General features: G+C 72.9%; 21 protein-coding genes. 11 read left to right on the forward strand and 10 right to left on the reverse strand.

The window, feature by feature from the left end; all coding sequences use genetic code 11:
- Window positions 1-57 precede the first annotated feature (57 nt).
- Both OHA77_RS03225 and OHA77_RS03230 read left to right on the forward strand, forming a co-directional pair.
- Complete coding sequence (locus tag OHA77_RS03225) at window positions 58-867, forward strand: cyclase family protein (RefSeq protein WP_406316012.1); 810 nt, start codon at window positions 58-60, stop codon at window positions 865-867.
- Window positions 864-2,282 carry an MmgE/PrpD family protein gene (locus OHA77_RS03230; protein ID WP_406316013.1) on the forward strand — a complete coding sequence of 473 codons (1,419 nt, stop codon included), beginning with the start codon at window positions 864-866 and terminating at the stop codon, window positions 2,280-2,282. Before OHA77_RS03225 ends, OHA77_RS03230 begins: the two co-directional genes overlap by 4 nt.
- Before the next feature lie 109 nt (window positions 2,283-2,391).
- Here the strand turns inward: OHA77_RS03230 and OHA77_RS03235 are convergent, their stop codons facing one another.
- Genes OHA77_RS03235 through OHA77_RS03265 form a run of 7 tightly spaced genes read right to left on the reverse strand, consistent with a single transcriptional unit; the run spans window position 2,392 to window position 9,887 of the window.
- Window positions 2,392-2,769 (reverse strand): Zn-ribbon domain-containing OB-fold protein, encoded by a 378-nt coding sequence (locus OHA77_RS03235; protein ID WP_406316015.1) that lies wholly within the window; start codon window positions 2,767-2,769, stop codon window positions 2,392-2,394.
- A 49-nt stretch (window positions 2,770-2,818) separates the two neighbouring features.
- A complete protein-coding gene (locus OHA77_RS03240; protein WP_406316016.1) occupies window positions 2,819-3,964 on the reverse strand; it encodes an acetyl-CoA acetyltransferase in 1,146 nt (381 codons plus the stop codon).
- The gene (locus tag OHA77_RS03245) at window positions 3,961-5,205 is read right to left on the reverse strand and encodes a MaoC family dehydratase N-terminal domain-containing protein (protein ID WP_406316017.1); all 1,245 of its coding nucleotides are present in this window, start codon (window positions 5,203-5,205) and stop codon (window positions 3,961-3,963) included. The genes OHA77_RS03240 and OHA77_RS03245 overlap by 4 nt, the downstream gene beginning before the upstream one ends.
- Window positions 5,202-6,200 carry a RidA family protein gene (locus tag OHA77_RS03250; protein ID WP_406316018.1) on the reverse strand — a complete coding sequence of 333 codons (999 nt, stop codon included), beginning with the start codon at window positions 6,198-6,200 and terminating at the stop codon, window positions 5,202-5,204. Before OHA77_RS03250 ends, OHA77_RS03245 begins: the two co-directional genes overlap by 4 nt.
- Complete coding sequence (locus OHA77_RS03255) at window positions 6,197-7,501, reverse strand: MmgE/PrpD family protein (RefSeq protein WP_406316019.1); 1,305 nt, start codon at window positions 7,499-7,501, stop codon at window positions 6,197-6,199. Before OHA77_RS03255 ends, OHA77_RS03250 begins: the two co-directional genes overlap by 4 nt.
- A complete protein-coding gene (locus OHA77_RS03260) occupies window positions 7,498-8,874 on the reverse strand; it encodes a CoA transferase (RefSeq protein WP_406316020.1) in 1,377 nt (458 codons plus the stop codon). Before OHA77_RS03260 ends, OHA77_RS03255 begins: the two co-directional genes overlap by 4 nt.
- Window positions 8,871-9,887, reverse strand: a complete 1,017-nt coding sequence (locus OHA77_RS03265) for an LLM class flavin-dependent oxidoreductase (protein ID WP_406316022.1) — start codon at window positions 9,885-9,887, stop codon at window positions 8,871-8,873. Before OHA77_RS03265 ends, OHA77_RS03260 begins: the two co-directional genes overlap by 4 nt.
- A gap of 88 nt (window positions 9,888-9,975) precedes the next feature.
- Between OHA77_RS03265 and OHA77_RS03270 the strand changes: the two genes are divergently transcribed.
- The 3 genes from OHA77_RS03270 (at window position 9,976) to OHA77_RS03280 (ending at window position 13,156) form a co-directional block, all read left to right on the forward strand.
- Window positions 9,976-11,442 carry a class I adenylate-forming enzyme family protein gene (locus OHA77_RS03270; RefSeq protein WP_406316023.1) on the forward strand — a complete coding sequence of 489 codons (1,467 nt, stop codon included), beginning with the start codon at window positions 9,976-9,978 and terminating at the stop codon, window positions 11,440-11,442.
- Window positions 11,426-12,271: a DUF4437 domain-containing protein gene (locus tag OHA77_RS03275; protein WP_406316025.1), complete on the forward strand. Its 846-nt coding sequence runs from the start codon at window positions 11,426-11,428 to the stop codon at window positions 12,269-12,271. The genes OHA77_RS03270 and OHA77_RS03275 overlap by 17 nt, the downstream gene beginning before the upstream one ends.
- Before the next feature lie 168 nt (window positions 12,272-12,439).
- Window positions 12,440-13,156, forward strand: coding sequence for a hypothetical protein (locus OHA77_RS03280; protein ID WP_406316026.1), 717 nt, complete (start codon window positions 12,440-12,442; stop codon window positions 13,154-13,156).
- 15 nt (window positions 13,157-13,171) lie between these two features.
- Here the strand turns inward: OHA77_RS03280 and OHA77_RS03285 are convergent, their stop codons facing one another.
- Window positions 13,172-13,951 carry an IclR family transcriptional regulator gene (locus OHA77_RS03285; protein ID WP_326822146.1) on the reverse strand — a complete coding sequence of 260 codons (780 nt, stop codon included), beginning with the start codon at window positions 13,949-13,951 and terminating at the stop codon, window positions 13,172-13,174.
- A gap of 118 nt (window positions 13,952-14,069) precedes the next feature.
- On the opposite strand from OHA77_RS03285, the gene OHA77_RS03290 reads away from it, so the two are divergent.
- The 5 genes from OHA77_RS03290 (at window position 14,070) to OHA77_RS03310 (ending at window position 19,831) form a co-directional block, all read left to right on the forward strand.
- Window positions 14,070-14,567, forward strand: a complete 498-nt coding sequence (locus OHA77_RS03290; RefSeq protein WP_406316028.1) for a flavin reductase family protein — start codon at window positions 14,070-14,072, stop codon at window positions 14,565-14,567.
- A gap of 23 nt (window positions 14,568-14,590) precedes the next feature.
- The gene (locus OHA77_RS03295; RefSeq protein ID WP_406316029.1) at window positions 14,591-15,922 is read left to right on the forward strand and encodes an acyl-CoA dehydrogenase family protein; all 1,332 of its coding nucleotides are present in this window, start codon (window positions 14,591-14,593) and stop codon (window positions 15,920-15,922) included.
- A 93-nt stretch (window positions 15,923-16,015) separates the two neighbouring features.
- A complete protein-coding gene (locus OHA77_RS03300; protein WP_406316031.1) occupies window positions 16,016-17,428 on the forward strand; it encodes an aldehyde dehydrogenase family protein in 1,413 nt (470 codons plus the stop codon).
- On the forward strand, window positions 17,425-18,729 hold the full coding sequence (locus OHA77_RS03305) for an FAD-dependent oxidoreductase (protein WP_406316032.1): 1,305 nt from the start codon (window positions 17,425-17,427) through the stop codon (window positions 18,727-18,729). Before OHA77_RS03300 ends, OHA77_RS03305 begins: the two co-directional genes overlap by 4 nt.
- A gap of 151 nt (window positions 18,730-18,880) precedes the next feature.
- Complete coding sequence (locus OHA77_RS03310) at window positions 18,881-19,831, forward strand: hypothetical protein (protein ID WP_406316033.1); 951 nt, start codon at window positions 18,881-18,883, stop codon at window positions 19,829-19,831.
- 132 nt (window positions 19,832-19,963) lie between these two features.
- Here OHA77_RS03310 and OHA77_RS03315 read toward each other — a convergent pair whose 3' ends face one another.
- Together OHA77_RS03315 and OHA77_RS03320 are read right to left on the reverse strand one after the other, a co-directional pair.
- Window positions 19,964-20,593, reverse strand: a complete 630-nt coding sequence (locus OHA77_RS03315) for a hypothetical protein (RefSeq protein WP_406316034.1) — start codon at window positions 20,591-20,593, stop codon at window positions 19,964-19,966.
- Entirely contained in the window at window positions 20,590-20,871 is a 282-nt protein-coding gene (locus OHA77_RS03320) for a Dabb family protein (protein ID WP_406316035.1), read from the reverse strand. Before OHA77_RS03320 ends, OHA77_RS03315 begins: the two co-directional genes overlap by 4 nt.
- A gap of 85 nt (window positions 20,872-20,956) precedes the next feature.
- On the opposite strand from OHA77_RS03320, the gene OHA77_RS03325 reads away from it, so the two are divergent.
- Complete coding sequence (locus OHA77_RS03325) at window positions 20,957-22,921, forward strand: nitrilase-related carbon-nitrogen hydrolase (RefSeq protein WP_406316037.1); 1,965 nt, start codon at window positions 20,957-20,959, stop codon at window positions 22,919-22,921.
- Window positions 22,922-22,973: the final 52 nt, after the last annotated feature.

Raw genomic sequence — 22,973 nt, forward strand, 5'->3', positions numbered from 1 at the left:
AAACGAGTCGCGACATCGGTAGGCTCACGGTGAGAGGTGAGAGGGGTGTGATCAGGCGTGCCCGACTGGCCGGCGGACGTGTGGGAACTCTTCGACGGGGCCCGGGTGGTGGACCTGTCCCAGCCGATGCGGACAGGCATGCCTCAGTCACCCAACCATCCCCCGTTCCGGATGACCCTGGAACGGCGGCACGGCGACGTCGTCAGGGCCGACGGCGGCTCGGCCGCCAACGAGATCATCGTGACCGGCGGCCATGTCGGCACCCATGTGGACGCGCTCGCGCACGTCTCCCAGCAGGGCATGCTGTACGGCTCGCGCGACGCACGGGCCCTGCAGGGGAACGAGGGGTTCACCGAGCTCGGCATCGACGCCTTTCCCCCGTACGCCGGTCGGGCCGTGCTCCTCGACGTGGCCCGGGTGCACGGCGTCGCGACGCTGGCCCCCGGCTACGAGATCACCGTCGAGGACCTGGAGAGGGCGTCGGCCGAGGTGTCCATCCGGCCCGGCGACGCCGTACTCGTCGCGACCGGCTGGTCCCGGCTGTGGCGGTCGCGGGAGGAGTTCGTCGGTGTGAGCGGCGGAGCCCCCGGCCCCGGTGAGGAGGCGGGACGCTGGCTGGCCGCACACCGGCCGCGGGTGGTCGGCGGTGAGACGATCGCGTTCGAGCACGTGGCCGCCGGACGCGGTCACGCGACCCTGCCGGTCCACCGCGTCATGCTGGTCGAGTCGGGGATCAACATCGTCGAGACGATGCGGCTCGACGCGCTGCTGGACACCGGGGTGACCGAGTTCCTGCTCGTGCTCAACCCGCTGAACGTCGTCGGGGCCACCGGCTCCCCGGTCCGTCCCCTGGCGGTGCTCCCGTGACGCAGGTGCGGCGGCTCGCCGAGTTCGCGGTCGCCTGCCGCGACCGGGGTGTCCCCGCCGAGGTGCGGGACGACGTGGTCGGCCGCGTCCTGGACACCCTCGGCAACGGCTTCGCCGGGAGCACGGAGGACGTCGCCCGGCGCGTCGCCGCGACGGTGACCGCGTGGGGCGGCTCGCGGGCCGCGCCGAGCGTCGCGCTGATCCAGGGGACGTACGCGCACGCGCTCGACTTCGACGACACGCACCTGCCGTCGGTCCTGCATCCGAGCGCGTCGGTCGTGCCCGCCGCCCTCGCCGTCGCCGAGGCGACCGGTGCGTCGGGCCGCGACCTGCTGGCCGCGGTGGCGGCGGGCGACGAGATCTGCAACCGGCTCGGCATGGCGTCCTACCTGCCTGAGATCGGCAACTCGCTGTTCTTCGAGAACGGTCAGCACGCGACCTCGATCTGCGGCACGCTCGGCGCCGCCGCCGCGTGCGCGCTGCTGTACGGGCTGCCCGCGGAGGGGGTCGCCGACGCGATCGGCATCGCCGCGAGCATGGGGTCGGGGCTGCTTGAGGCGAACCGCACCGGTGGGACCGTGAAGCGGATCCACTGCGGCTGGGCGGCCCACGGCGGGGTCGTCGCGGCGGATCTGGCCCGCGCGGGGGTGACCGGGCCGCCGACCGTCCTGGAGGGCCGGTTCGGCTTCTTCCGCGCCTGGCTCGACGGCCGCTATGACGAGGACGCGCTGCTGGCAGGGCTGTGGCGGGACGACGGTCCGGCACGCTGGGAGGTGCTGCGGACCGTCTACAAACCCTATCCGGTCAACCATTTCACCCATCCGGCGATCGACTGCGCCCTCGCGCTACGCGCGGGAGGACTCGATCCGGACGACGTCGCCGAGATCGAGGTGGGCCTCCCGGCCCCCACCTTGCGCACCGTCGCCGAGCCGTACGAGGAGAAGATCCGGCCGCGGTCGGCCTATCACGCGAAGTTCTCCGCGCCGTTCGCCGTCGCCACGGCGCTGACCGGCGGCGGGGGGCTCGGGGTGGGGCTCGACGACTTCGCCGACGGGGCCCACCAGGATCCGGTACGGCTCGCGTTGGCCGCCCGGGTCCGGTGTGTGCCCGACGGACGGGCCACGGAGATCTTCCCTGCCGCCTTCGCGGCTGTCGTCCGGGTGACCACGGGGGGCGGAGCGGTGCTGGAGCACCGCGTCGACTCCTCGCGCGGCGGGCCGGGGCATCCGCTGTCCGCCGACGAACTGGAGACCAAGTTCCGGATGAACGCCGCCCGTGCCCTGACGCCCGAGGAGACGGACACGGTGGCGGCGGCCGTACGCGCCCTGCCGGAGAGCGGCCGGATCACCGCCGGTCTCTGGTCGGTCCCGTCGGCGGAGCGCTCAGCAGGACCTCGGTGTGAGGGGCCGGTGTGAGAGGCCGGTGTGAGGGCGAGCGTCCTTCCGGTCGGTGCGGGGTCGAGGACCAGCCGGAGCGGGACCGCCCGCGTCCTCCCGTGAAAGGCACCGGGTGTGGGGCGGCGTCTCACTCCTTTTCGAACACCGGGAGCCGCCGGCCGTCGGCGAGAGGCCGCCAGGCCACGCGTACCCGCCGGCCGCAGGCCCACTCACCGTCCCCGACGAGATTCGTCAGCAGGATGGGGCCCTCGTCCAGCCGCACCCTGGCCACCACGTACGGCACAGCCACGGCGGGATCGGCGGAGCGGTGGACGAAGGTGAAGGAGTCGACGACGCCGCGGCCGGACGACTCGGTGAAACCGAGGTCCATCGAGCCGCAGGCGGTGCAGAGCGCTCTCGGGTAGTGCTGGAGACCTCCGCACGCCGTACACCGCTGGAGGAGGAGGCGGGCCTGCCGGGTGCCGTCCCACCAGGGGCCGGTGACCTCGTCGGAGGGGATGGTCATCGAATCTCCCTGGGCGTGCAGACCCCGGGCCTCAGCCGTGGGGAGGAGGTCATCGCGTGACCCCCAGGAGCACGGTCGCGTGGCTGGAGAGGACGCCGCCGGTGCCGTGCGCGAGCGCGATCTCGGGCCGGCCGGGCACCTGGCGGTCGCCGCACTCGCCGCGGAGCTGGCGGACCGCCTCGACGAGGAGGAGCAGGCCGAGCATCCCGGGGTGGCAGTAGGAGAGGCCTCCTCCGGAGGTGTTGAGCGGCAGACCGCCGCCCGGCCCGATCCCGACGTCGCGGACGAACGCCGCCGCCTCTCCGGGACCGCAGAAGCCGAGGCCCTCCAGGCTGAGCAGCACGGTGATCGTGAACGAGTCGTAGATCTGGGCGACGTCCACGTCCCGGGGGGTCAGCCCGGCCATCGCGAAGGCTCGCCGCCCCGAGTCGGCCGCGCCGGTCGACAGCAGGTCGGGGGCGTGGGCCATGCCGTGGTTAGTGGTGGCCTCGCCGTAGCCGAGGATGGTGACCGGCTTGCGGCGCAGGTCGCGGGCCCGGTCGAGTGAGGTCAGGAGCAGCGCCCCGCCGCCGTCGGTGACGAGGCAGCAGTCGGCGGCCGTCAGCGGCGTCGAGATCATCGGCGAGTTCAGGACGTCGTCGGCGGTGAGCGGCCCGGCGCCGTGGCGGAACGCCTTCGGGTTGCGCAGCGCCCACTCCCGCGCGGCGACGGCGACCTCGGCGAGGTGCTCGCGCCCGTGACCGTGGACGTGCAGGTAGCGCTGCGCGGCCATCGCGTAGTACGACAGCGGGTAGAGCGGGCCGTAGGGGGCCTCGAACTGGGCGTCCGGGGTGCGCGGATCGGTGACGCCGCCAAGTGAGCGGGAGCGGGCGCTGCGCTGGTCGGACCCGTAGGAGATCAGCACGGTCCGGCACTGGCCGGACTCGATGGCCTGCGCGGCCCTGGCCACGTACATCTCGAAGGCGGCGCCGCCGGCGGACGTCGAGTCGGACCAGGCGGGCCGGATGCCGAGGTATTCGGCCACCTGTGTCGCCGGGAACCTCGACACCCCCGCCGTGGCCAGCCCGTCGACGTCCGCCGCGGTGAGCCCCGCGTCGTCGAGTGCCCGGGTGACGGCCTGTGCCTGCAGATGCAGGATCGATTTTCCGGTGACGCCCAGATCGGATTCGGCGACCCCGACGACGGCGACGCTCATGCCCGCGGCCCGTTCAGCCGGACGGTCGCTCCGGCGACGCGTACGGCGACGCGCGGGTCGTGCCCCACGACCTCGACGCGCTGCTCGACGACGACGCGGCCGTCCCCGGCGGCGGTGACCCGGCCGGTGCAGCGGACGGTCTCGCCCGCGAAGACCATGGCCGCGAAGCGGAAGTGCAGCTTCTCCAGTACGGCCGAGGGGCCGAGCCAGTCCTGGAGCTGCTCGGCGAGGAGGGCGCCGAGCAGCTGACCGTCGACGACGGGGGCGGGCAGGCCCTTGGACGCCGCGAAGGCAGGGTCGTAGTGGAGGCGGTACCAGTCCCAGGTCGCCCCGGCGTAGGCGATCATGTCGGCCGGTTCGATGCGCCGCTCCAGCACGGGCACCTCGGCACCGATCTCGGGCGCGGGTATCTCGGCATCGGGCTCGGACGCGGGCACCTCGGCACCGATCTCGGACGCGGGCACTGTGGCACTGATCTCGGACACGGGCACCTCGGCACCGATCTCGGGCGCGAGCACGATCCGCTCCGGGGCCCCGGCCGTTTCCCAGACGGCTCCCCGGCCGCTTTCCGGAAGGCCTCCCGGCGGTTTCCCGGGCGACTCCCCGGACGGTTTTCCGGGCAACTCCCCAGACGATCCCTTGGCCGATCCCTCGGACGACTTCCCGAGCAACCCCCCGGACGACTCCCCAGACGATCCCTTGGCCGACCTCTCGGACGGCTTCCCGGGCAACCCCCCTGGCGACTCCCCGGACGATCCCCCAGGCGACTCCCCGGCGAGGTGGACGTAGATGAGTGTCTCCTTGTTCGTGGCGAGCGGGTCGCCGCGCTGGTCGGTGTAGCGGGCGACCGAGGTGACGACGGTCATCGCCTGGCCCCGCGCGTTGACGCGTTCGGTCACCTCCTCGATCCGCCAGAGGGCGGTGACGATGTCGCCGGGCCGTACGGGCCGATGGAACTCGTAGGAGTTGCCGCCCCGAACGAGGCGGGTGTCGGGAAGAACAAAATGCCAGGAATGTCCTGAGTGGCCGTCTTCATCCCGTGGCAGGCCGGTGTACTGGTTCGTCTCGCAGATCAGTGTCGGCGGCGCGACGACACCGTCGTAGCCGTGCGCGCGGGCGTGGTCGTCGTCGGTGTAGAGGGGGTTGTCGTCGCCGACGGCCTGCGCGAAGTATCTGATCGCCGCCCGGCCCAGTTCCTCCGGCGCGGTGTAGCGGCGTTCCCGCCCGACGAGTTCGCTCACCGCCCGCCTCCGGCGACGGCCGTGGGGACGACCTCGATGAGGAACTCCGGCCGCAGCAGTGCCGAGCAGACGACCGAGGTCAGCGCGACGTCCGGCCGTCCGAAGAAGCGGTCGCGTACCTCGGCGAGCGCGGCGTACCCGGCCACCGCGCCAGGAGTGACGTACTCGACGAGCCGGACGACGTCGCCGCCGCCGAGCCCCGCCTCGCGCAGGACCCGGTGGATGGCGGTGTAGACGTACTCGGCCTGAGCGAGCAGGTCGCCGGGGAAGACGGCACGCTGGGTCACCGGGTCGAGCGCGCCGAAGCCCGACATGAACAGCGTCCGGCCGGCGAGCACGCCCGGCCGGTAGGTGAGCGTGGCGTAGCGCCCCCAGCCCGGATTCACCGTGCGCAGCGGCTCTGTGGAGGCCGTGGCGTCGAGGGAGACCATGACGCCGGGTCGTACCGCGTGGTCGACGAGGATTCCGGCCGCGCCGGGGAACACCGGATCGCCGTCGTCGCCGGTCCCGCCCAGCAGTTCCCTCCGGGGGCGTCCGCAGCGCGGATACTCCGTGCGGGTCGCGGTCGCGGTGTAGTCGACGGTCCTCACCAGCGAGGCCAGGCCGAGCCCGACCGCGCGCAGGGCCGCGTCCGTCTGTTCCAGGCACGAGCGGTACTGCTGCTGGAAGTCCTGTCCGGGCGGGGGAAGCAGACCGGGCAGGTGGACCACCCCGTCGGCGACCCGCACCGGCCCGGCCCCGGTCTCCACCAGTTCGCTCCCGTACGGCGAGAGCGTCGGCTCCACCGCGTAGGAGGCGTCGGTCCCCGGGAACCCCTCCACCGGGACCGTCGAGACCGGCACCCGGCGTCCCCGCAGGTAGGCGTCGCGCGCCTCCGCCAGCTCTCCGCGATCGACCTCGCGCGTCACGTATTCGGTGAGGTGGACGACCTCCTCCGGCGGGCCGGTCGCATATCCCTCCGGCAGCGCGGGGAGACGGATCACCCGGTCACTCATCTTGATCCTCCTGTCACTCCCACCAGGTCCGGCAGGTCCGCGAGGTCGGTGAAAGCGGAGACGAGCTCCGGGGAGGCGCCGTTGGCGAGGGCCTTGCGGCGGACGAGCCCGTTCCTGCCGGGGTCGTCGGGCCCGCCCGAGCTGCGGGGGACCTCGGCGAGCACGGCGCCCGTCGCATCGAGGATCCGGCAGGGCTGGTCGGCGGCCACTCCCCCGGAGCCGGCGACGCGTGTCCCGATCCGGGCGGCCAGGTCGAGCACGTCGGGCCGGTCGACGCGGTGGTAGGTCGCGGCGGTGACCTCCCCGTCGATGATCATGGCGGCCACACTCCACGGCAGGCTGAACTTCGCCTGGTAGGGCGTGGCCGGATGTTCCTTTCCGGGTCCGCAGACGATCGGGGCGGCGTCGGGATGGGTCTCCACGACCAGTGGCCCGGCCGCCGCGCCGGGAGGCAGCAGCCGCGCGGCGTCGAGGGCGGCGTGCACGAGCTGGCAGGCCGGGTACGGCTTGACCGTGATCCGGGTGACCTCCCAGCGCTCCCCCAGGTCCGGGAAGGGGTCGAGGCCGGGTCTGCCGAGGAGGGCGGCGTAGAGGCCGTATCCGCCGTCGAGCACGCCCGGCGGTCCGGTCGCCCCGGCACGGGCGAGCCGGGCGGCGGTGATGCCCGCCTGGGCGGCGAACCCGGGGTGGAGCTGCTTGGTCGAGCCCCCGGTGTTGAGGAACTCCAGCAGCCCGCCCGCCTGGCTGCCCGCGATCCCCAGGGAGTGCACGGCCTCCGCCTCGCTCAGGCCGTACAGGCGGGAGGCGACGACGGCGGCGGCGAACGTCCCGCAGACGGAGGTGGCGTGCAGGCCACGCGCGTGGAAGCCGTGGGGTACGGCGGCGCCGAGGCGGCAGATCGCCTCGTACCCGGCGAGCGCTGCGACGAGCACCTCCGCCCCGCGGGCCCCGACCTCCTCCCCGACCGCCAGCGCGACCGGCAGGACGGGCGCGGTCGCGTGCACGAGCCCACCGGCGTGCGTGTCGTCGAAGTCCAGCGCGTGCACGAGCACCCCGTTGGCGAACGCCGCGGCGGGCGCGCCGATCCGCCCGCCCGCCGAGGCGATCACGGTGGCCTCGGGAGGGCCGCCCGCCTCCCGGGCCACCGTCACCGCCGGGAGGGCCGCGGTGTGGCGCACGGCGGCGACGGCGCAGGCGTAACCGTCGAGCAGATGCCGGGTGGCCGCCTGGCGGGCGGCGGCGGGCACGTCGCCGAGCCGCAGACCCCAGGCCCAGGTGACCAGTCTCTCGGCTGCCGTCACCTGCGTTCCTCACCGAAGGCCCCGGCGGCGGCCAGGCGCCTCGCCTGCTCCGGCGGGTAGCCGAGCAGGCCGTGGACGATCTCGTCGAAGTGCTCGCCCCGGTACGGTGCCCGCCGGTAGACCGGGGTGTCGGCGCCCACCCGGACCGGTGACGCGAGCTGGCGCACGGTCCCGAAACGCCCGTGCTCGGCCGTGACGACCAGCGACCTCGCCGCGGTGTGCTCCTCGGCGAGCGCCTGCCGGACGTCGTTGACGGGACCGCACGGGATGCCGAGCGGGCGCAGGTCCGCCAGCCATTCGGCGACGGTCCTCGTCACGAAGACGGCCTCCAGACGCGGCAGCAGCTCCGCGGCGTTCCGCCGCCGGTCGGCGAAGGTGGCGAACCGCGGATCCCCGGCCAGCGGATGCGCCGGGGCGGACTCCGGATCCGGACCGGCCTGTCCGGGACCGATCGAACCGGGACCGATCGAACCGGGACCGGTCGGGCCGGGACTCATTCGACCGGAGGAGGCCGGGCTTGGACCGGTCGGACCGGAGGAGTCCGGGCCGGTGCCCGGCCGTACGGTGGCGGGGCCCACGGCGTCGAGCAGTGCGGCCAGACGGTGCCAGAACTTCTCCTTGGCGCAGCCGACCACGAGCCAGCCGTCGGCGGCGCGGAAGTTCTGGAAGGGCACCAGCGACGGATGGGCCGAGCCCGGCATCCGGCGCGGCTGGAAGTCGGTGTTCAGCGCCCAGGTGCCGACGTAGGTGAGCATGGACAGCGCGGTGTCGTAGAGGGAGAGGTCGCAGTCGCAGCCCACCCCGTCTCGCCGGGCCCGGTGGATCCCGGCGAGGAGGGCGACCGCGGCGACCAGGCCGCCGGAGAAGTCGACCAGCGACAGGCCGGATTTCGCGGGCGGGCCGTCGGGCTCTCCGGTCAGCTCCATCCAGCCCGCCAGGCCCTGGAGGATGTAGTCGTAGCCGGGTTCGGCGGAGCGCGGGCCCGTCATGCCGAAACCGGTGAGGGAGCAGCAGACGATCCGCGGGTTCAGGTGGCGCAGGTCGTCGTAGGTGACGCGTATCTTCGCCGGAACGTCGCCGCGCAGGTTGGAGTGGACCGCGTCCGACACGCGGACCAGGTCCTCGAAGACGGTGCGCCCCGCCTCGGTGGACAGGTCGAGCGAGAGGGACTTCTTGTTGCGGTTGAACGTCTCGAAGAACAGCGAGTCCTCTCCCTCCGCGTACGGCGGGACGTAACGCCCGACGTCACCGCCGGTCGACGGATCCTCGATCTTGATGACCTCGGCGCCGAGGTCGGCGAGGTGCAGGCTGCCGAAGGGGCCCGCGCCGTACTGCTCGACCGCGACGATCCGGATGTCCTCCAGTGGCCTCACCGGGTCAGCTCCTTGATCAGCGCGATGACCCGGGTCTGGGCGGCGCGGATCTCCTCCGGGGTCAGGCCGTGCACGGGCGGGGTGAGCTTGATCGAATCGGCCGACCCGTGGTAGCCGGCCACCCGGGCGGCGACCTCGTCCGGCGTGCCGGCCAGGGTCAGCGACTCGACCATGGCGTCCGGTACGGCCGCCGCCAGCCCGTCCGCCGGGACGCCGCTCCGGAACACCTCGACCACGTGGGCCTGTTCCCGCTCCAGGCCGTGGAAGGCGAAGAAGTCCCGGTAGGTCGCCACGGTCGCGTAGAACCCGACCGTCCCGGCCGCCCGCCGCCGCGCCTCACGCGCGTCGTCCGCGACCGAACAGCACGCGGAGACCACGACCTCGGCCCGCCCCGCCGGCCGCCGGGCCCGGCCCGCTTCGAGATTGGGCAGGATCCGGTCGCGCAGGTAGGCCGGGGAGCAGAGCTCGTGGGAGAGCCAGCCGTTGGCGATCTCCCCGGCGAGGCGGGTGAGCTGGGGGCCGACGGCGGCGAGGTAGAGGGGGATCTCCGGCCGGGCGGGCGGGTGCGGGCGGCGGAAACCCCGGACGTCCAGGCGGCGCAGTTCGCCCTGGAAGGTCATCGGCTCGCCGGTGTGCGCGAGCCGGACGATCCGGCGGACGACCGCCACCGTCTCGCGCAGGCGGGTGAGCGGTCGGTCGGACGGCACGTCGTGCCAGCTCTCGTTCAGTCGGCGCGCGCCCGCCCCGAGGCCCAGCACCAGTCTGCCGCCGGACAGCTCGTCGAGGTCGAGCGCCTCCAGCGCCGTGACCATCGGGCTGCGGGTGAAGGCCAGGGCGACGGCCGTGCCGACCCGGGCACGGGAGGTCGCGACGGCCACCGCGGCGGCCGGCACCATGGCGCTGCGGTGGAGTTCGGGGAGCCACACGACGTCGGCTCCCGCGTCCTCGGCCGCCCGCGCGGCCTCGGTGAGCTCGGCCAGGGTCTCGCCCCACGGGCCGTAGGTGATCCTCATCGCGTTTTCCTCCGCCAGGAGCATTGACCCGGAGTCGCCATGCCGGGAATGCTACATGGAAACCACGTTTCCCAGAATGGAACACCGCATGGAGTTCTCCATCGCCTCGGGGATCCGCGAGACCGCGGCGGCCACCCCCGGCGCGATCGCCGTGGCCGACGGAGGGCGGCGGCTGACCTACGCGGCGGTGAACGACCGGGCCAACCGGCTCGCCTGCGCACTGCTCGCCGGCGGGCTGCGACCCGGCGAGCGCGTCGCCGTCCTGCTCGGGAACCGCGCCGAATACCTGGAGGTCGCCTGCGGGATCGCCAAGGCGGGTCTGGTCATGGTGCCGATCAACCCCCGGCTCACCGCCCCGGAGACCGCCTACATCCTCGGCCATTCGAACAGCCGGGCCCTCATCCTGGACAGTGCGTACGGGTCGGTCGCCGGGGAGGTGCCCCGCGTCCTGGCGATCGGCGCCGCCGGGTACGGCCCCTCCTACGAGGCGGCGCTGGCCACCTCGCCCGCCCGCGACCCGCGCGTCGCGGTCCCGGAGCGGGACCCGTTCTGCGTCGCCTACACCTCGGGCACGACCGGACGGCCGAAGGGGGTGCTGATCAGCCACCGGTCCAGGGCGCTGACGTTCTACTGCGCGGCGCTGGAGTGGAACCTGGGCGCGGGACGGCGGACGATCGCGGTCGCCCCGATGTACCACGGCGCCGGTTTCGCCTTCGGCTACGCGCCCGCGTACACGGGCGGGACCGTGGCGATGCTCCGGTCCTGGGATCCCGGCCACCTGCTGCACATGATCCAGGAGACCCGGGCCCAGTCGGTGTTCCTCGTGCCGACGCACGCTCACATGATCAGGGAGCACTGCGATCCGGCGAGGTACGACCTGTCCAGCCTGGACACGCTCTACTTCAACGCGGCCGCCCTGCCCGCCGTGCTGAAGGAGTGGGTGCTCGACACCTTCCCCGGCGTGGGCGTCCACGAACTGTACGGCTCGACCGAGGCGGGGGTCGTCACCGACTGCCGGCCCGCCGACGCCCGCCGGAAGGCGGGCTCGGTCGGCACACCGTGGTACATGACCGAGATCCGGATCGCCGAGGACGGGGAGCTGTTCAGCCGCTCCCCGTTCCTGATGAACGGCTACCTCGACGACCCCGAGGCGACCGCCGCCTGCATGACCGAGGACGGCTTCCTGACCAGCGGGGACATCGCCACCCGCGACGAGGAGGGCTTCGTATCCATCGTCGGCAGGAAGAAGGACATGATCATCTCGGGGGGCGTCAACATCGCCCCGCGCGAGGTGGAGGACGTGGTCGACGCCTTTCCCGGCGTGCTGGAGTCCGCCGTGGTCGGGTCTCCCGACGAGCGGTGGGGCGAGCGGGTGACCGCGTTCGTCGTCACGCTGCCCGGCCACACCGTCGACCCGGGCCGGTTGCTCGACCACTGCCGTGGCTCGCTGTCCGGTCCCAAGGTCCCCCGGCGGATCGAGTTCGTACCCGCCCTTCCCCGCAACGCCGCCGGAAAGATCCTGAGAAGAGAGCTGAGAGATGCGGCCTCACATTGAGCTGATCGACGAGAACGACTACATCTGGCACGCCGCCGAACTGCCCTCCGGCGAGGGCCGTGCCCTGGAGCGGCGACTGGCGGCCGACGAGGAGGACGGCTCGTCGTCGCTGTCGCTGAGCTTCCCGACCGACTGGGGCCGCGGCCCCGGCGTCGCCCACGCCGACACCGAGTTCTACGTCGTCTCCGGTTCCCTGGAGTACGGCGGGCGCCCGCTCGGCCCGGGCGGCTACGTCCAGGTGCCGAAGGGCGTCCCGATGGACTGGGTCAAGGTGCGCGAGGGCAGCCGGATCCTGCACTGGCGCGAGTACGGCGACGCCGGATTCGACGTCGGCGGGCCCCGGCGGGCCGGAGGCGAGCCCGTGATCGTCGACGCGGACAGGATCGAGTGGACCGCCGCCCCGACGGCCGGTCCGCTGACGCCGCTCTACATCAAGCTGCTGCACCGCGATCCGGTGACCGGGTTCTACACCCGCCTCATCCGGGCCCCGCAGGGGTGGACCGACCACCGTCTGGCCCATCATCCCTGCTACGAGGAGTTCTACACGTTGTCGGGGAAGATGGCCTACAACTTCGGCGACATCGACCCGGGCACCTACTGCTTCCGCCCGGCGGGGGTGAAGCACGGCCACTTCGTCGCCGAGACCGAGATCGACTGGATCATCCGCTCCGACGGGGAACTGATCAACTGGTACACCACCGACGAGTGGATCAAGTGGGGCGGCGCACCCGAGAACTACGACGCCCACGACCACCACCAGGCCCCCGTGATCTCCACCCTCCCCGTCCGTTCCCGTTCCCGGGGCCCCTGGACGGGTGAGGGCATGTAGCCCCGGCCGTCGAGGCCGGCGCGCACCGGACCGGGACGGCACCGGCCCATCCGGGGCCGGTGTCCATCGGGCCGGGACGGCGCCGGCCATCCGAGACCGGCGTCCATCGGACCACGACGGCGCCGGCCCATCACATCATCGGACCGGGACCGCGGGGAACGACAGGGAGTGACGGTTGTGGGAGCGCACGCGCACGGCTGGTGGATCGTCCTCCACCTCCTGCTGTTCGTCTTCTGGCTGGGCGGGGACCTGGGGGTCTTCTACTCCAGCCGCTCCGTCCTGAATCCGGCGCTGTCCCCCGGCGCGCGGGCGGCGGCTCTGGGGATCATGAGCGGGCTCGACCTGGGGCCGAAGATCTGCCTGGTGCTGTTCCTGCCGAGCGGGGTCACACTGACGGCCCTGGACCCGCACGGCGCGACCCTGCTCGGCGTGGACCTCTTCCCCGTCTGGTCGGTGGTCGCGATCTGGGCGGCCGCCCTGGGCTGGCTGGCTCTCACGATCGCCGACCACCGCACGCACGGCCGGTTCCCCGTGGTGAGGCGGGTGGACTGGGCCATCAGGGTCGGACTGGTCGCCGCGCTGGCCGTCGGCGCCCTCTACACCCTCCTGGCCGCCAAGCCCTTCGGGGTGACGACGGAGCCCGGATGGCTCGGCGGGAAGCTGCTCCTCTACGCCCTCGCGATCGCGGCGGGGCTCGGCATCCGGCTGACCCTCCGCCCGTTCGGGCCCGCGTTCGGCGCGTTGACGAGCACCGGATCGACCCCCGAGGTGGAGCGCACGCTACGGCGTTCGGTGGACGGCTGCCTGCCGTACGTGTGGGTGATCTGGGGGAGCGTGCTGGGCGCGGCGGTGCTCGGCGTGCTCAAACCCGGCTCGGTGCTCTGAGCCGGGACCCCCCGGTCAGCCGCGGTAGCCGAGCTGTGCGGACACCCGCCGGGCCGCCTCGACCACCATGGGCGCGTAGACCGCGAGATGCGGCTCGAACCGGGTGATCGGGCCCGCGACACTCACGGACGCGATGATGTGACCGTCGTGGTCGAGGACCGGAGCGGCGACGGAGGCCGCCCCCGGCTGCCGCTCCCCCAGAGAGGTGGCGTAGCCGCGCGCGCGGATCTCGGCGATCTCCGCGCGCAGCTTCTCCGGATCGGTGACCGTGGCGTCGGTCACCGCCTCCAGGCGGTGCCGCTTGAGGTAGCCGTCGATCTCGTCGTCGCTCAGGTAGGCGAGGATCGCCTTCGACGAGCTTCCCGCGTGCAGCGCGTAAGGGATGCCGAGGGAGACCTCCATGCGGAGCTCCTGTTCGGGCACCACCTGGTCGGCGTAGAGCCGGGTGTCGCCGCGCCGGATGGAGAGGGTCGCGGTCTCACCGGTCTGCCCGGCGAGACGGCGCAGCTCGGGGCCGGCCATCAGCCGCAGGTCGGTGCGGGCGAGGTAGGCCCGTCCGAGCGCGATCGCCGCGTGTCCCAGGGCGTAGCGCCGGGTGACCGGGTCCACCGTGATGAGGTCGCGGTTGCGGAGCGCGGTGAGGATGCGGTGCACGGCCGCTTTGGTCAGTCCCAGCTCCGTCGCGACCTCGGTGACACCCAGGTCGGGGCGGGTGCTGCGGCCGAACAGGAGCAGCACGTCCATCGCCCGTTCCACGGCCGCGATCGAGCGGCTCTGGTTCTCTTCCTCATCCACGGGTCCAGCTTAACGGCGATCGATTTCCCTGAGGGAAACATCGTCTCGTTGACACCACCCCGAATGGGTCGTTACCTTCAGCGTAACAACGTTTCCATAGGTGGAACGAGGTGGTCAAGTGAACGTCGGCTCATTCCGGGACGCACTGTCACAGTGGGCGAGCGGCGTGACCGTGGTCACCACGGCGTTCGACGGCCTCCGCCACGGCATGACGGCCAGCTCCTTCAGCGGCGTCGCCCTCGATCCGCCTCTCGTCTCGGTCTGTCTCACCACGGCCGGCGCGACCCACCGGATGATCGAGCACAGCGGCGTCTTCGCCGTCAGCATCCTCGGCCACGACCACGGACCCGTCGGCCGCCACTTCGCCGGGGTCCGCAACGGCCACCCGGACGGCGCCGGCCGGTTCTCCACCGGGCGCTGGGAGACGGCCGGGACGGGCTCGCCCGTCCTGGGCGACGCGGTGGGCTGGTTCGACTGCCGGGTGGCGCAGACGCACGCCGCGGGCGACCACACGATCGTGCTCGGCGAGGTGCTCACGGTGGGGACACCGCGCAACGCACCGCCGCTGATCTACCACGCCCGTCTCTTCCACGACCAGGGGGTCCTGCATTGTTGATCGGTGAACGGCTCGTCGAAGACATGACGGACGCGGAACGCGAGCGGGCGGCCCGGGTCGAGAGCGTTCTCCCCGCCCTGCGTGCGGCGGCCCGTGAGGCGGACGAGTCCGCCTCGTTCCCGGCCGGGCACGTCGCCCTGCTCCGGGACGCCGGGCTGCTCGGCCTGGTCGTCCCGGAGAGATTCGGCGGCCTCGGCGGCTCGCTGCGCGACCTCGCCGCCGCGACCTTCGCGATGGGCACGGCGTGCCCGTCGACCGCCCTGGCGTACTTCTTCCACAACACCAGCGCGTCGCGCGGCCTGCTCCCGCTGGAGGCGATCGACGCCGGTCTCTTCTCCGACGACGAGATCCCCGTGGTCCGCGCGTTCGCCGAGAAGGTGCTCACCCGGATGGCCGGGGGCGCGTGGCTCGCCAACTTCGCCTCGGAGTCGGTGAAGAGCTCCACCGCCAACATCACGATCGCCACGACCGCCCGGCGCGTGGCGGGCGGCTGGACGCTCGACGGCGAGAAGTCGTTCGGCTGCGCCACCGGCGTCGCGGACCACTACCTGACGACGGCGAAGCTCGAGGGCCACGACACCGCCGAAGGCCTGGTCACGTTCTTCGTACCGCGCGACGCCGAGGGCGTGAGCGTCCGCGACGCCTGGGACGGTCTCGGCATGCGCGCGACCGCCAACAACGGCATCCGGCTGGAGAACGTCTTCGTCCCCGCCGACGAGGCCCTGACCGTACCCGGCGCGTTCACCCGGATGCTCCAGATGAGCCGTGGCAGCTTCGTCGGCAACCAGCTCGCGATCGCCGCCGTCTACACCGGCTGCGCGCAGAACGTCTACGACCACACGATCGAGGCGCTCACCCGCAAGACGTTCGCCGACACCGGACGGCCGATCGCCTCCTCCCCCATGCACCAGCAGCTGATCGGCGAGATGACCGTGCAGCTGGAGACCGCCTATCTGTGGCTCCGTTACCAGCTCGACCTGGAGACCAGCGAGCCACCGCGCAGGCCCAAACCGGAGGTCTTCAAGCAGTGGCGGCTCGGCAAGGGCTCGGTCACGGAAGCCTGTTTCCAGGTCGCGCTCACCGCGTTCAAGGCGGGCGGCACGTCGAGCGCCATGATGAACGGCGTCGCCGGCCGGGCCCTGCGTGACCTCGCGATGGGACTGGTGATGACCTTCCCCGCCGAACGCGGCAGGCTGGAGGTGGCCCGGATGGTCACCTCCGCCAGGGAGAACGAGCTGTTCACCACCGCCCCCGCCCACCCACCGGCCGGCGCCCCCACCGCCCCCACCCGCACACCAGATGGCACTCCCACCTCCCCCACCCACACACCGGCCGGCGCCCCCACCTCCCCGTGACCGCCGGGCGCCGACCGCCACCCCTCCAGGAGCCCGTGTGACCCACCGCCCCGTGACCGCCGCCTGCCGCCTGCCGCCCTTCCGGGAGCCCAGATGACCCACCTCCCCGCCATCCGCGACCTGGTCGCCGGTGAATGGACCGAACCCGCCGGCGACCTGGGCTTCGACCTGGAGGACCCGGCGACCGGCGAGCCCGTCGCCCGTGCCCTCGCCACCTCGTCCGGTCAGGTCGAGCGCGCGCTCGGCACCGCGGAGAAGGCCACCGGACGGGTCGGGCCGGAGACCCTGGAGGCGATCGCCGACACCCTCGACCGGCGGCTCGGTGAGATCGTCACCCTGGAGTCGTTCGCGACCGGCGTGCCGATCCGGCAGACCACTCCGCTCGGGATGATCATCAGTGGCTCGTTCCGGCTCGCCGCCGCCCAGATCAGGGACGGAGCCCTGTACGGCACGGCGACGCGCGAGGACGGCCGCCAGGTGGAGGTCCACCGGCTGCCGCTCGGCCCCGCACTCTGCCTGGTGCCGTGGAACGCCCCCGCTCCGATGGCCGCGCACAAGGTCGCCAACGCCCTCGCGGCGGGCTGCCCCACGATCCTGAAGGTCAGCGAGTTCGCCCCGTACGGCTCGCAGCTCCTCGCCGAGGTGATCGCCGAACACGTGCCCGACGGCATGTTCCAGTCCGTGCACGGCGGCCCGGAGACCGGCGCGCACCTGGTCGGCGACCCCCGGATCCGGGCGGTCTCCTTCACCGGCGGCCTCTCCGCCGGGCGGCTGGTCGCCCAGGCCGGTGCTCCCCTGCTGCGCCCGCTCCAGCTCGAACTGGGCGGCAACAACCCGCTCGTCGTGCTGCCCGACGCCGAGGTGGAGCCGGCCGCGCGGATGGCGGCCGAACTGCTGACCACGCTGAACGGCCAGTGGTGCCGGGCACTCGGCCGGCTGATCGTGCCGCGCGACCGGGCGGCGGAGATCATCGAGGCCACGGGTGCCCGGCTCGCCGCGCTCACGCCGGGCCCGCCGCTCGACGAGCGGACCGACCTCGGCCCGCTGGTCCACTCGCGCCATCTCAGCCGGGTCCGGACGGCGGTCGCCGCTCTGGCGGGGACCGCGACGCCGTACGGCAGGATGCCGGGGCACGGGAACTTCCTGGCGCCGACCCTGGTCACCGGGGCCGACCTGGAGGATGAGATCTTCGGCCCGGTGGCCTCCGTGGTCCCCTATGACGACGTCGAGGAGGCCGTCGTGCTGGCCAACGCCGTGCCGTACGGGCTGGAGGGCTACGTCTGCGGCGCCGACGAGGACGCGGCGCTGGCGGTGGCCCGGCGGATCCGGGCGGGTGAGGTCAAGGTGAACGGATCGTCGATCATGAGCCTGCACCTGATGACCCCGCGCCCCGCGTGGGCCCTGTCCGGCCTCGGCGAGGAGGGCACCGGTGAGACGCTCCGCTTCTTCACCGGGGCCCGGGTGGTCGGCGTCGAGGGCGGGTTCGCCCTGCACACCGCGTCATGAGGCGGGTCATCGTGGCCGGGGCGGGGCCGGTCGGGCTGACGGCCGCGCTGGTCCTGGCGCGGCGCGGGGCCGAGGTGGTCGTCCTGGAGGCGGGTGAGGGCCTCGCGACGGAGTCGCGGGCGTCCACGTTCCACCCGCCGACCCTGGAGATGCTCGCCGAACTGGAGGTGCTCGACCCGCTGATGCGGCGCGGCGTCATCGCGTCGACCTTCCAGTACCGCGACAGGACGGAGGGCCTCGTCGCCGAGCTCGACCTGGCGGTGCTCGCGGCGGACACGCCCTACCCGTTCCGGGTGCAGTGCGAGCAGAGCAAGCTGACCCCCATCCTGCTGGCCGCCCTCGACGGCCGCGCCGAGGTCCGTTTCGGCCACGCCGTACGGGATGTGGTCCTCACCGGTGACGGCGTGACCGTGACCACCGGCCCCGGCGGAGCACGGAACGGGACACGAAGCGGCACCTCAATAGAGCCACGGGGCGGCACGCGGAGCGGCACCTCAAGAGAGCCGCAGGGCGGGACAGAGGACGGCACCTCGGCAGGGACCCGGGACCAGGCCCGGGGCGACATACCGGGTGGCGACATACCGGGTGCGGAGCGGATCGGCGGTGACTGGCTGATCGGTGCCGACGGCGCCCACTCCGCCGTACGGCTCGCACTGGGCGTCCCCTTCGACGGGATCACCTACCCGGAGCGGTTCCTCGTCGCGTCGGTGGAGGAGGACCTGGACCGGCTGATACCCGGGATCGGGCCGATCAACTACGTGTCCGACCCGGTGGAGTGGCTGGTCCTGCTCCGTACCCCCGACCACTGGCGGGTGCTCCTCCCGACCCCGGCCGGCACCTCCGACCACGCGGAACTCGCCCGCCTCCCCGCCCGGTTGCGCACGGTCGCCGACCCGGGGCGGCCGTGGAAGGTCGCGCACGCGTCCCTCTACCCGGTCCACCAGCGCGTGGCGGCGTCCTTCCGGCGGGGGCCCGTCCTGCTGGCGGGCGACGCCGCGCACGTCAACAATCCGCTCGGCGGGATGGGCATGAACAGCGGCATCCACGACGCCGTCGTGCTCGGCACCGCACTGGCCGATGTGATCGCCGGAGCCCCCGGCCGGGTGCTCGACGACGCGGCGGCACGGCGGCGGACGGTCGCGCTCGACCACGTTCAACGGGCCAGCCACGCCAACTGGGAGCGCATCAGGTCCGGCGCGGACCACCGCGCCGGGCTGCGTGCCCTGGCCGCCGACCCGGAGGCGGCCCGCACCCACCTGCTCCGCTCCTCCATGATCGCCTCTCTCCGCCCTGACGGGTGAACGCCCGCGACCGGACCGGCAGGTCGCCCCGGGAGAACGGCGCCGCAGGCGGAAGCGCATTGACGAGAACCTTCTTCTGGTAGAGATTGTGCTTCAAGTGATGGTAACGCCGTTTCCTTAGTGGAGACAGCAGAGGAATGGAGAGCCGCCCATGCGCATCCCCCGCTCCGCCTCCGCCCTGTCCGCCGCCGTCCTCACGGCAGCCGTACTGGCCCCCGCCCCGGCCCACGCGGCGGTGACGAGGATCGAGAACACCGTCCAGATCCGCTGCGCCTTCACCACGCAGAACCAGAGCAGCGACTGGTACTTCCCCGCCGGTACGCCCAAGGCCCTGGTCTGGCTGCAGCACGGTTTCGTCCGCGCCAACGACCATGTGGCCGACCTGGCCACCGAGTACGCCGAGCACGGCTACCTCGTCTTCGCGCCCAGCCTGCCCAGCGCCAGCATCTTCGGCTGCACGCTGCAGAACATCGGCAACAACACCGACTACCTCGACAACGTCGCCGACCTGTTCGGCAAGGCCGCCGACCCGGCCGACAAGCTCGGCCGCAGCTTCTCCGACGCGAAGGCCAGAGCCGGCCGGTCCGGGCTCGCCCTGCCCTCCGCGATGGTCTTCGCGGGCCACTCGGCGGGCGGCGAGGCCGTGCCGTACGTGGCGAACCGGCTCCGGACCGCCTATCCTCAGGCCTTCGCGCGACTCCGGGGGCTCGTCCTGTTCGACCCGGTGAAGTCGTTCGTCGGCGACAACCTGGGCGGCGCCCTCGACGGCCTGAAGACCACGTCACTGCCGATCCAGGCCGTCTCCGCCCCGCACGGCACGTGCAACAACAGCGGCAGCGGCACCAGCGCCCTGCAGGACAGGCTGGACCGCCCGTTCCTGGGCGTCCGGCTCACCACGGGCGCGCACACCGACGCCGAGGGCGCGAGCACCGACGGCGTCGGCACCCTGGCCTGCGGCACCCCGAAGGCGCCGAACATCGCGATCCTGCAGACCCTGGCGACCAACTGGAGTGACGGCTACCTCACCGGCTCCCCCGACCCGGCCTACTACCCCGGCGGCGCCTACTACGACGGCCTGGCCGACATCGAAACCCTGAGCTGACCCCGCGCCCCCGCTTCTCTCCGGGCGGAGAGGAGCGGGGCGGCCGTTGCGCGTCCCCTTACGGCCTCCGGGGATCAGGTGCCGCTCCCAGCGTGGGGCGGCCGTTGCGCATCTCCCCGCGACCTCCGGGGATCAGGTGCCGCTCCCAGCGTGCGGAGCACGGGACGAAGGCAGGCGTTCGGTGGCCAGGATCACGGCCAGCACGACGGCTTCACCCACGTTTCCCAGAATCGGTACGGCCACCGCCCCCGCGGAGAGGACGAACATGGCCACCGCCCCCGCCAGGAGCAGAGGCGAACCCCACCCGCGCCAGACGAGCACACCGACCGCGACCAGCGCGGCCATCGTCAGCAGCGCGGGGATCGGCGGCCCCGGCGGGTCGGCCGCGGCGTAACGGACGGTGTCCGCCCAGCGCCGGACCTCCAGGAGTCGCGGCGACTCGGCCACCCCCAGCGCCACCAGGGCGACGACGGCGACGGCGACGGCGACCCACGCCTGCCGCGGCAGCGGGCGCAGCCGGTGCCACAGCCGCGCGGCATAGAGGGCCAGCAGCGGGGTCAGCAGGGCGTGGCCGAGAAACCTGCCCCGGTTCAGCCCTTCCAGGAACGCCCCCGCACCCACCAGGACGCCGAGCCCGATCACGGCCGCGTCATAGGCCATGGCCGCCCCGACGACCGCGGGGATCCGCTCCCCGGTCCGCCAGAGCCGTACGGCGAGGAAGATCTGGAGCGTCGCGACCAGCCCGTAGCAGAGCGAGATCACGACAGGTGGTCCACGACGGCGCGGGCGGCCAGGCGCGGCCGGAGCCAGCCGGCGGCCTCCAGATGGGCCGGGTGCTCCTGATAGCCGCGCAGCGCCGCGGCCGAGTCGTGGGTGGTCGTGAAGCACAGGTCGTAGGAGACCTCGGACCCGACGATGTCGAGGCCCACGGACAGGGACCGGATCTCGGGAACCTTCCCGGCGAGGCCTTCGAGGAGGTCGCGCGCCGTCACGGCGTCCGTCCGGTCGGTGAACTTCATCAACACGACATGGGTGAGCACGGCCGCTCCCTGGACAGACGACGGGTTCTCGCGGGAGTCTATGTCGTGGAAACAGCGTTTCTCTAGAGGTAACGAGAGGCCTGCGATGGTGCGTGTCGCCGCTGTGCAGTTCGAGGTGGGACAGGATCCCGCCGCCAATCTGGCCGCCTGCCTGCGCATGATCGACGCCGCGGCGGCCGAGCGCGCGGAACTGGTCGCGCTGCCCGAGTTCTGCAACCACCTGTCCTGGTACGACGACCGCGCCCACGCCCACCGGATGGCCTGCCGCCCGGACGACCCGTTCCTGACCGCCGTCGCGGAGCGGGCCGTACGGCACGGCCTGCACATCAAGATCGGCGTCACCCTCGCCCGCGAGTACGGCCGTACGACGGGGACGTCCCTGCTCTACGGACCCGATGGCCGGCTGCTCGGCGAGGCCGACAAACAGACCCTGATGGGCGCCGAGAACGACCACCTGGACCCGGGCCGCACCGCCTCTCCCGTGATCGAGACGCCACTCGGCCGCCTCGGCATGTACGCGTGCATGGAAGGCGTCATCAACGAGGTGTGCCGCTCACTCGCGCTCCGGGGGGCACAGATCCTGCTCAACAGCCTCAACTCGTTCGCCATCGACGAGGCGAGTCTGCACGTACCGGTCCGGGCGGCCGAGAACAGGGTCTGGGTCGTGGCCGCCAACAAGATCGGCCTCCTGCTCCCGGCCGACCGGCTCCCCGCGATCGCGGCGGGCCTCAACGTCCCGCCCGAGTGGCTGCACGGCGCGGGCGAGAGCCAGATCGTCGCCCCCGACGGAACGATCGTCGCCAGGGCCGCCCGCACGGGCGAAGCCGTCGTGGTCGCCGACATCGACGTCTCCCGTGCCGACGAGAGGCACCGGCCCGACGGCACCCACATCATCACCGCCCGCCGCCCGGACCTCTACGCGCCCGTCACCGCCGAACCCCGGGGCCGTACGGCTCCCGAAGGCGCCGGTCACCTGGCGGTCGTGGTCGTCACCCATCCGCCGGCAGGCTCAGGGCAGGGCCTCCGCGGTGGGAACGGCGAGGTCACGGGCATGGATCCAGTGGAACCACTGGATCCGGCGGATTCGGTGGACTCGACGGATACGGCGGACACGCTGACGGTCCTGCGGAAGGCGGTCCTCGCCGGGGCGAAACTGGCGGTGCTGCCCGAGCTGGCCGGGCTGTCACCCGACGAGGTCGCCGAGGCCCTGCGGGGGACGGACGCGCACGCCGTCATCAGCGTCCGCGTGCCGCGCCCGCCCGGCCCGGCCGCGGAGAGCGGGAAGCCGTCCGGTGCCACCGCACACGGGGGAACACCGCACGGCGGTGGAAGCGGGGAATCCGGTACTGCGCATGAGAGCACACCGCACGGCGGTGGAAGCGAGGAACCCGGTACCGCGCGCAGGGGAACACCGGACGGCGGCGGGCGGCAGGAACCCGGTACCGCGCACGACGGCACACCGGACGGCGGCGGATGGCACGAACCCGGCGCCGCGCACGAGGGGCTGCTGATCGGCGCGGGAGGCGTGGTGGGGCGGCAGGTCCAGCTCCACCGCACCGGACGGCATCCGTGGGCCACCGTCCTCGGGACCGGCCTGGAAGTCTTCGAGCTGCCATGGGGGCGGCTGGCGATCGTAGTCGGCGATGACGCGATATTTCCGGAGACGTTCAGGCTGGCGGCGCTCGCGGACGCCGATGTGGTGGCCGTGCCGTTCACCCCGTCGGAGACCTGGGAACTCCGGCTCGGCCTGCTTGAACGCGCCGCGGAGAACCGGCTGAACGTGGTGGCGGCCGGGCACGCCGGACCCGGCGGGCTGGCGGGGGCCATCCTCGCCGCGCCGCGTGACTTCACCCTCTGGACGGCCTGGGAAGGCCCGTTCACAGGGCGGATCAGCCACCCGATCGTGACGGCGGTCAAGAACGGCGACCGGGTCGTGCACGGAGAGGTGTTCCCGGCGCAGGCCGTCAACCGGCAGGTCTCCCGGCGGACCGACCTCGTGGACGGCCGCCCGTGGCGGCTGGCCGGCGCACTCGTCGCCCCGAACCATTGACAGTCGTTTCATCCAGGGAAACGATGTTTCCCATAGTGGATCAGGAGGCCCG

Source organism: Streptosporangium sp. NBC_01639 (assembly GCF_045209755.1).
GTDB lineage: Bacteria > Actinomycetota > Actinomycetes > Streptosporangiales > Streptosporangiaceae > Streptosporangium.